General features: G+C 26.2%; 2 protein-coding genes and 1 pseudogene. All 3 read right to left on the reverse strand.

The window, feature by feature from the left end; translation table 11 throughout:
- Window positions 1-613: hypothetical protein (locus tag ACRDDY_RS15615; protein WP_438565864.1), on the reverse strand; the 613-nt coding region annotated here is incomplete at its 3' end.
- Window positions 610-819 (reverse strand): ATP-binding cassette domain-containing protein, encoded by a 210-nt coding sequence (locus ACRDDY_RS15620; RefSeq protein ID WP_438565865.1) that lies wholly within the window; start codon window positions 817-819, stop codon window positions 610-612. The genes ACRDDY_RS15615 and ACRDDY_RS15620, both read right to left, overlap by 4 nt.
- Before the next feature lie 3 nt (window positions 820-822).
- Window positions 823-1,025, reverse strand: a pseudogene (locus tag ACRDDY_RS15625) (GntR family transcriptional regulator); the annotation flags it as partial.

The raw sequence follows: 1,025 nt of genomic DNA on the forward strand, positions 1-1,025 counted from the left end.
ATCCTAATAGAAATGCAGTCTTTGAAAAAATCCACTGAGCTATTTCTACATTTGTAAATATGAGAAAATTTAATAGCATAATTAATATAAATGGTAAAACTCCTAGAATAATTTTCATTATTTTATTTGCCTTATAAAATATCATAGATAAAACTATACCTATTAAATATGCAACAATTGCTAACATAAATTGAAAAATTAAAGTTTCTAAAATTCTAGTAAAACCAGTAGCACTCCCACTAAGTCCATAAGACATATCATAGATTGATATACTTGGCATAAACATATTAGTAATTTTATTTATTATAATATCTATAACGGCTACAATAAAGGCTAAAGGGACTATTGAAACTATTAATCCCTTTATAAATGAAAGTTTTGAGATTCCACTTCCTTTAGTAAAATAATAATGTGTCTTAAAAACTCCTAGCCCACAACCAAATAAATATCCAATACTTACAAATTCAATTCCTGACATTCCACCTGACTCTGAAAATATAATTTTTGTTATAATGAATAATAAAAATTCTACCCCTAAGAATATTCCATAAAATATAGGAAGCCCTTTTCCTATTACACATGTATTAAACTTTGCAACTTTCATAGTTTTCATAAATGAACATCTTCCCCATTAATAGTCACTTTTCCAGCATCTCTATTTATTCTATCTGTAATTAAATTTATAAGTGTAGTTTTACCCGTTCCATTTCTTCCAAGTAAGCCATAAATCTTATTTTCTTCAATTTCCAAGCTTAAATCCTTAAAAATCACTTTATTACCATACCTTTTATTTAAATTCTCAATCCTTATTATGCCCATAACTTACCTCTCTTTTTTTATCATATTTATAATCTCATCCTCTGAAATATTAAGTCTTTTAGCTTCCTCAATAATTGGAAGTATAAATCCTTTTAAAAATTGCTCTCTTCTTTGCTCCATTAAAATTTGAGAACTCCCCTTTTTTACAAACATACCAATACCCCTTTTTTTATAAATAATCTCTTTATTAACTAAGATATTAAACC

The organism is Clostridium sp. (assembly GCF_051656525.1).
GTDB lineage: Bacteria > Bacillota > Clostridia > Clostridiales > Clostridiaceae > Clostridium.

Excerpts from the sequence above, each read along its gene's own strand:
- ACRDDY_RS15620 (WP_438565865.1), bottom strand. The coding sequence starts at position 819 with ATGGGCATAATAAGGATTGAGAATTTAAATAAAAGGTATGGTAATAAA.